7 protein-coding genes are annotated in these 8,119 nt (G+C 37.8%); 4 read left to right on the top strand and 3 right to left on the bottom strand.

All coding sequences use genetic code 11. The annotated features are described in order from the left end of the window. Positions 1–225, top strand: a 225-nt coding sequence (locus tag DD627_RS03225; RefSeq protein ID WP_286984572.1) for a transposase, incomplete at its 5' end; no start/stop codon positions are given. 53 nt (positions 226–278) lie between these two features. Here DD627_RS03225 and DD627_RS03220 read toward each other — a convergent pair. Next, positions 279–1,898: an ATP-binding cassette domain-containing protein gene (locus DD627_RS03220; RefSeq protein ID WP_260274725.1), complete on the bottom strand. Its 1,620-nt coding sequence runs from the start codon at positions 1,896–1,898 to the stop codon at positions 279–281. 712 nt (positions 1,899–2,610) lie between these two features. Between DD627_RS03220 and DD627_RS03215 the strand changes: the two genes are divergently transcribed. The 3 genes from DD627_RS03215 to DD627_RS03205 all read left to right on the top strand — a co-directional run bounded on the left by DD627_RS03215 (position 2,611) and on the right by DD627_RS03205 (position 4,801). Further along, a complete protein-coding gene (locus tag DD627_RS03215) occupies positions 2,611–3,063 on the top strand; it encodes a universal stress protein (protein WP_260266707.1) in 453 nt (150 codons plus the stop codon). 75 nt (positions 3,064–3,138) lie between these two features. After that, positions 3,139–4,065 carry an RluA family pseudouridine synthase gene (locus tag DD627_RS03210; protein WP_260274724.1) on the top strand — a complete coding sequence of 309 codons (927 nt, stop codon included), beginning with the start codon at positions 3,139–3,141 and terminating at the stop codon, positions 4,063–4,065. Then, on the top strand, positions 4,055–4,801 hold the full coding sequence (locus tag DD627_RS03205) for a nitroreductase family protein (RefSeq protein ID WP_260274723.1): 747 nt from the start codon (positions 4,055–4,057) through the stop codon (positions 4,799–4,801). The genes DD627_RS03210 and DD627_RS03205 overlap by 11 nt, the downstream gene beginning before the upstream one ends. A gap of 51 nt (positions 4,802–4,852) precedes the next feature. On the opposite strand, the gene DD627_RS03200 is transcribed toward DD627_RS03205, so the two are convergent. Beyond that, positions 4,853–5,311: an AP2 domain-containing protein gene (locus DD627_RS03200; protein ID WP_260274722.1), complete on the bottom strand. Its 459-nt coding sequence runs from the start codon at positions 5,309–5,311 to the stop codon at positions 4,853–4,855. 264 nt (positions 5,312–5,575) lie between these two features. Beyond that, positions 5,576–7,948 carry a phosphoketolase family protein gene (locus tag DD627_RS03195; protein WP_260274721.1) on the bottom strand — a complete coding sequence of 791 codons (2,373 nt, stop codon included), beginning with the start codon at positions 7,946–7,948 and terminating at the stop codon, positions 5,576–5,578. Between the last annotated feature and the right edge of the window lie 171 nt (positions 7,949–8,119).

The raw sequence follows: 8,119 nt of genomic DNA, 5'->3' as shown, positions 1-8,119 counted from the left end.
TTTAATTTTCCACCGGCTATCCGTTCTAGTATTTATAGTACCAATCTTATCGAATCATTTAACAAAAAATTTAAGCGACAAACAAAGAAACGTGAACAATTTCCCAATGAAGAATCTTTGGAAAGAACCTTAATGACTGTAATTCTTGATTACAATGACAAATTTGGTCGACGAACACATAAAGGGTTCAACCTAGTTCAAGACACTTTAAAATCAATGTTTTAGTTCAAAAGTGAGAGGCTTTTTCATTTACACATAAAATTTGACACTCTCTACTTTCATGTTAGCCCTCCTATTCTGATAACATTGTCTGAGGGTTCGATTAAATCAAAAGTATGCGTGATAATTAAAATACCGGTTTGTTTAGAAATTGAACGCAGCTCTTGCATCAATGCTGTCTGATTCTCTCTATCTAAATCGGAAAATGGTTCATCCATTACCACGAACTGTTTGTTCGACAGTACAGCCCGTGCAATTGAAAGCCGTCGCATTTGACCTTCTGAAAAATTAGTTTCGTCACCAACGACAGTATTTAACCCATTTGAAAGTTGTTCAATTTGATGACTCATATGAACTGCTTCAAGCACATTCTTTATTGTGCTCAGATCAATTGGTTTATCAAGAGTGAGATTGCGATAAATGGTTGTATTAAAAAGAATATTTTTTTGTGGTACATAAGCTAGTTTCAAACTAAAACCAGTTTGTTCACGGTTATTAGTATCCGATGCAAAAATCCTTCCACTCGTAGGTTCAATCAATCCCAAAATAAGTTTTATTATGGTAGTTTTTCCAGCTCCGTTATCTCCAACAATAAATGTGATCTTAGATCTCGGTATGGTAAGATTTAAATTTTTAAATATTTCTTCTCCATCATCGGCGTAACTAAAGTACAAATTTCTAATCAAAATTTTTTCGAGATTCATTGCTTGATCGGCCTTTGATCCAATAACATTGTGGTCTTCCTGGTAAACCGACATTCGGTTGTTGACTCTTTTGATTGCTACATGTTGTTGAGATAAATACGAAATCACACCAGGCAGCGACATGAATGGATCTAAAATTGAACCAATACCAGCATTCCAAATTCCAACCATTACACTGAGTTGCAGATTATTGTTTTTCACTAATAATAATCCCCCAATAAGCGAACTAACCTCAACAAAATAAACCCCACCTACAAATAAACTACTGTTAATAGCTGCAGTGTTGACATTTTTCGTCCAATATGGGAACTTTTTCGCGAAGAAATACTGATGCTTAGTAAGTGCCCATTGTGTGCTCCCGAAAATTCTAAGCAATGGTATATTCTTATATAACTCAGCAAAAAAACGTTTATGTTCGTCATCATAGTTTTCGAATATTTGACGCACATGCGCTTGTTTTTCAAAAAAATAACGTACTAATACAAAAAAAGTTAACCCAATACATAAATAAAATACGCCGGATATCCACGAATAAAAGAAAACATAGCACAATCCCATTAGCATTGACAAAAAGAAATCAAACAGCGGTGAAACCCCTGAATATAAGTAATTTGCTATTGTTTCGGCATCCTGGTTAATTAAATTAACTAGTTCGCCTTCCTTAACTTCTTGCCTCTGACTAGAACTTATTACATTATTCATAAGTTTTAAACTCACCGTCTCGCTAACGTGCTTTTTGGTTTTTTCCAATAACATAGAATAATTAAAATAAATAATTCCATAAACAACGGATTCTGCAATTAGTGCTGCCCAAACATACCATAACTGAAAAATATTTTTCCCAAAAGCTATAGTAATTCCAACTTGAACCATTATTGACACAAATAAATTAAAGCCGCTCATGTATAATTTGCTTAGAACTAACCACAGGTACCTGTTTTGGGGAACCAACTTAAAAATTTCGCGTATATTCATAAAATCGCCTTCTTCCGCTCCATATCAAAATTTCAAATATGATCCTGTTTTCTCAATCCAAACTTTGTTCCTCAACTCTTTAATATCTCCTAGAACTATAAATTCTAATATTTTGTCAAAAAGCTCGGCTGTTAGAGCATAAATACCGTGTACTATTTATTTTAGGTTAACGCTTAAAAGAAGAATACCACCATGAATATTATTTGTAAATGATTAGAATATTAATTCTATTATCATTTTAAACACAAAAATTAAAGGTTGAAAGCTACGTATTGAAGCAAGAGACTGGGAAAAAAACTAGTCTGTAATCATAAATAAGGAATCTGTTCCCATTATGTATTAGCGACCAAACTATAAAAAAAGAAGTGGCTTCCGTGTACAGAAATTCCCGATTTAAATAAATATAGGGTTCTGCTCATCTTTTTGGACGGCTCAGCAAGCCAGAAAGTGAATGCTAAGCACGATTCCGCGGGATTGCGATCCCGTCTCCGTCACTTCGCCTTGTTTGTTTCCGCTGAGCTTTAGGACGGCTCAGAGTAGCAGAAAGCAGAGAATAACCATGACTACCGTAGGATTACGATCCCACTAACGTCACGGTTATTCTCTGCTTTCTATCGCTACTCTTCGCCCACTTTTGAACTAAAACACTTACATTTTTCCGAAATAATGATATGATATTCATAAGAACCCATGAGAATGGAAGGTGAGTAACATGTTACAACAATATAAAAACATTTTAGCTCCAATTGATGGATCAAAAGTTACAGACACCGTCTTGAAAAAGGCCATTGAGGTCGCCAAACGCAATGACACCCATCTTGACATCCTAAACGTACTTGAAGTCAATCAATTCAGTGATACCTATGGCGGTGCCGTCAGCGGTGACGTCATCTACAAACTCTCTGAAGACGTTCAAAAACGCTTAGCCGAACTAAAGAAACAAGCCGAAGATGCCGGCCTCTCAGACGTCAGTGTCCACGTTCGTTTTGGTAATCCTAAACCCGTTATTGCAACTGAGTTTCCCAAAGATCACCACAACGAACTTATCATGATCGGTTCAACTGGTTTAAACGCATTAGAAAGGTTAATGGTCGGCTCTGTAGCAACCTACGTCAGTCGTAACGCCATTTGCGATGTGTTAGTTGTCAAACCGGAGTCAAAATAAACACTAATCCTTAAATTCAAAAGGCCAGCCAAACAATTCATTTGTTTGGGCCTTTTTGTTATGGAGTGAGACATCATGAATTGGCAATATCAACGCGTTCTTCCACCTAGTTTTAAAACCACATCTATCCGAAACTTATTGCAACACAATTGGGCACTTTCACGAAAAGAAGTGCATTTTTTGCGTATCAATCGTTCGATCCTTATAAATGGTCACTATCAATCAATCAACACTGCCGTCAAGGCTGGCGATCAAGTCAATCTCAGTTTTGATTCGGCAAACTTTTCGACCCCAATTCCAAGCTTTTTACCAGACAGTGCCGCAAATTTAGATGTTTTGTTTGAAACAGAGGATCTTATCATTGCCAACAAAGCCAATGGGGTTAAAACGCATTCAAACCAACCAAATGAAATTGGCAGTCTGATGAACCATTTAGCTGCTCATTTAAAGGGCACTCCTTTTCATCCTTACAATGTGCATCGTTTGGATCAACAAACCAGTGGTGCTATTCTAGTAGTCAAGAATCCCGTTTTAATTCCTATTTACAATCGATTAATCAAAACCAAACAGGTCCATCGAACCTACCTTGCGGTTGTTCAGGGCCAGTTTTCAGTCCCCAACGGTGAAATCTCCCTGCCAATTGGCGAAACCCTTTTTGACAAACGTCAGCGCGTGGTAAATGGCACCAATGCCGCGATGGCTAAAACCAGTTATCACGTAATCCAAATGTCAGCTCATCATTCGCTCGTGGAAATTCAATTACATACGGGTCGCACACATCAAATTCGGGTGCATTTTGCCAGTTTGGGCCATCCCGTCGTTGGCGATCCTTTGTATAATCCCGAATATCACTCCGGGCAGCGTTTAGCCTTACATTCGTGGAAAATCAGCTTTCCGTTGCCGTTTTCTAGCGAAGTAAAAACAATTACTGCACCGATTCCAGAACATTTTCAACTAAAAAATAATCCTACTAGAAAGAAGTTTGATAATTTTGACAACTAACGAAACCTTACATTTATTAACCCACCATCGGTCAATTCGCCGTTTTAAAAACCAGTCTTTAGATCGTGACACCATTCAAACCTTGTTAACTGCTGCTCAACGAACATCTTCAAGTATGTTCATGCAACAATTCAGCGTGATTAGCGTCACCGATCCTCAATTAAAACAGCAATTTGCCGAAATTACTACCTATCCATTTACACAAAGTAACGGCCATTTATTCATTATGATTGCCGATCAACATCGCAATGAATTTATTGGAGAAGAGGCACATGAAAATACCAAATTACTCCATAATGGTGATCGCAGTTTGGCCGCTTTTGACGACGCTGCGTTGGCTGGCCAAAGCATTGTAACTGCTGCCGAAAGTATGGGACTTGGAGCCGTAATCCTTGGCAGCATATTAAATGACGCCCAACAAGTAATTGATCTTCTTCACTTACCCAAGCTAACTTTTCCCGTCTTTGGAATCGCTGTTGGCTACCCTGATGAGAAGCCAAATTTGAAACCCCGCTTGCCACTTGAAAGTGTCCATTTTGAAAACCATTATCAAGAACCAGATAAACAAACATTAGATGCCTATGATCAAACTATTCGGTCTTATTATACACATCGCGATTCAAACACTCGTAATGAGACCTTCAGACATCATATCATTCATGACATGCAAGTAAGTCCTAAGAAACGTTCCGAAATTCTATCTATTTTGAAAAACCAAGGTTTTTTTGAAAATTAATCAACAAGAAAAAGCGGACAGAGTTTACAACTAACTCTTCGTCCGCTTTTTCTAGTTATCCAACTTTTTGCCATAATACTTTTTTTCAGCTTCTCTACGTGCTGCTACAGCATCTTCAAAGTGTTTAAACGTTTTTGATAACACATATTTATAATCAATCATTAAATGGGCGTACCACGAATCAGACTGTTTGTCATAAGACACACCAATCACGCCACTCTTATTTCGTTTCGTAAACTTACTAGATGTAAAACTAATGCCATCTTTATTTACTAAATTAGTGGCTTTACCCACATTCTTTTGAAACGCCGGATTACACTTACTACTTTGTTTAGAAATTTCACGCTTCAAACAGCCACAACTTTTAGTTTGCCCACAGCGCAATGAATATCCATCCACAACCATTTTATTACCACATTCACACTGACACAACCACCTTACATTGCCATTGGCCGGATTACTTCCTGCCCGCTGTACAACCAATAATCGTCCAAATTTCTTCCCTACCATCGGTACCACCTGATCACCGTCCAACCATCGTTTTAATCTTGATTATTTAATTTTTTCTATTAACAATACGCCATGCTATCATTTCGGCGTTCAATATTTACGCCCATATTATAATAAATTCTTATAAAATATTCAACTAATACTTATAGTTGGTGCATATTATTCAAATCTTTATTATTTTTATCGCAAAAAAGCCTTGGTTAATTTATCACCAAGACTTTTGTTGCGCATAATTCAAGTTTTTGTCAAAACAATATCTAACTTTTAGTCTAAGGGTCTCCAAGTCCAATCCTTAACTTCAGGAAGATCATCACCATTATCACGAATATAATTATAATGTTCGACCAACTTGTTATCCATTTTCTGAATAAAGTCGGCTCCCTTTTCTGCATATTCAGGGACATCTGTAATGGCTTCCTTAGCTAAATCAAAGCGATCTAGTTGGTTAACCACCCGCATGTCGAATGAGGTTGTAATGTCACCATCTTCACGATAACCGTGCACATGAATGTTGTGATTATGGCGATCAAAGAAAATGGACTTGATCAAATCTTCGTAACCATGGAAAGCAAAGATTACAGGAGTATCTTTGGTAAAGTAGTGATCAAATTCTTCATCAGACAATCCACGTGAATTGACTTTCGGACTTTGTAACTTGAGTAAGTCGATCACATTAATAAATCGAATCTTCAAGTCTGGGAAATTGTCATGCAAAATGTTAATTGCTGCCAAGCTTTCCATGTTAGGCTCTGTACCCGCAGCCGCAAAGATAATATCTGGCTTTGTGCCTTGATCAGTACTTGCCCAATCAATAATTCCTAAACCATTTTTAGCAAGCACTTCTGCTTCCTCAATGGAATAAAACTGTGGTCGTGGTTGTTTAGATGTGACCAAAACATTGACCTTTTCTCGATCATTCATAATTAATGGGCTAACTGCCAATAACGAATTGGCATCAGCTGGTAGGTATTCACGAATGAATGCAGGTTTCTTTTCAGCCATGTGGGTCAAAATTCCTGGATCTTGATGGGTATAACCATTATGATCCTGTTGGAAACTCGTGGAAGTTGAAACAACATTCAAAGATGGATAATCTTTTCGCCATTTCAACTCACTAGCCTTACGTAACCACTTGAAATGCTGTGTTAACATGGAATCCACAACTCTTAAGAATGCCTCATAACTTGTAAAGATTCCGTGCCGTCCAGTCAACGTGTAGCCTTCGAGCCAACCTTCAGCTTGATGTTCAGAGAGTTGGGCATCCAAAATTCGACCAGCAGGAGCAAGATCTTCATCCCAATCCTTCTTAATTGGATCGATCCACTGACGATTTGTGGTTTCAAACAAGCCATAAAGGCGGTTTGACATCGTTTCATCTGGACCAAACATCCGAAAGTTTTCAGGATTTAACTTAATGACATCACGAAGATAATCTGACCAAACAATCATATCTTGTTTGACATTTTGACCCCGTTTAGTCGTGTCAACCGCATAATTACGATAATCTGGCAAACGTAAATCATGTGGCTTAACGCCACCATTCGTAATTGGATTGGCAGCCATTCGTTTATCACCCTTTGGTGCAATAGCGGCGATTTCTGGTTTGAGTTTGCCGTTCTCATCAAATAGTTCTTCAGGTTTATAAGATTTCAACCAATCTACCAGTGCATCGGAATGTTGCATGTCGGCTTGATCAACAGGAATTGGAATCTGGTGAGCACGGAACGTACCTTCAATAACCGCGCCATCCCAAGTCTTAGGACCAGTCCAGCCCTTTGGTGAACGGAAAATAATTACTGGCCAATTTGGCAGCGTTGGATCGTTATTTTCACGCGCATGTTTTTGAATAGCCAAAATTTGTTCTACAGCTGAGTCCATTGCCTTGGCCATTTCTAAATTCAATTTTTCGATTCCTTGATCTTTAACCTCAACGAAAATAGGATTCCAGTTTAGGCCTTCAAAGTACTGCTTAATTTTTTCATCAGACATCCGGCTAAACAACGTTGGGTTACTTAATTTATAGCCATTAATATCCAGAATCGGTAAAACAGCCCCATCATTAATGGGATTAATAAATTTGTTTGATTGCCATGAAGTTGCTAATGGGCCAGTTTCAGCCTCACCATCACCAACAACAACCGCCGCAATTTGGTCAGGATTATCTAAAATTGCTCCTGTTCCATGAGAAAGCGAATAGCCAAGCTCGCCACCTTCATGAATAGAACCAGGAGTGACAGGAGCGGCATGAGAAGCCACACCACCTGGCCATGAAAACTGTTTAAACAGTTTCTTCATACCGGCTTCATCCTCTGTAATTTCAGGATAAACCTCAGTGTAACTACCATCTAAATAAGAGTTAGAAACCATTACTTGGCCACCATGACCTGGTCCCTCAACGTAAAACATGTTTAAGTTATATTTATTAATGACTCGGTTTAAATGGGCATAGAGATAATTTTGTCCAGAAATTGTGCCCCAATGTCCAATTGGATGAACTTTTACATCATCCTTTTTTAACGGACGTTTAAGTAAGGGATTGTCTTTTAAATAAAGTTGCCCCACTGACAGATAATTTGCTGCACGCCAAAATTTATCTAGATTTTCAAAATATGATTTTGATGAATAATCAACAGCCATTGTAGTGCTCCTTTCAAACGTTAACTTTTAAGTTTTGTTATCGAATACATCACTATAATAACCCGATTTATCGTGATGGTCAACTAATTTGAAAATTGATACGGTCCAATTTTAAAAATTATGCTTTGTATTTGTAAGCATCATTTTTAGATTAGAAAACAGGCTGACACG

This window comes from Pediococcus sp. (genome assembly GCF_003533255.1).
Classification (GTDB): domain Bacteria; phylum Bacillota; class Bacilli; order Lactobacillales; family Lactobacillaceae; genus Pediococcus; species Pediococcus parvulus.
The sequence above is the reverse complement of the archived record's forward strand: the minus strand, read 5'-3'. Positions and strand labels throughout refer to the sequence as shown.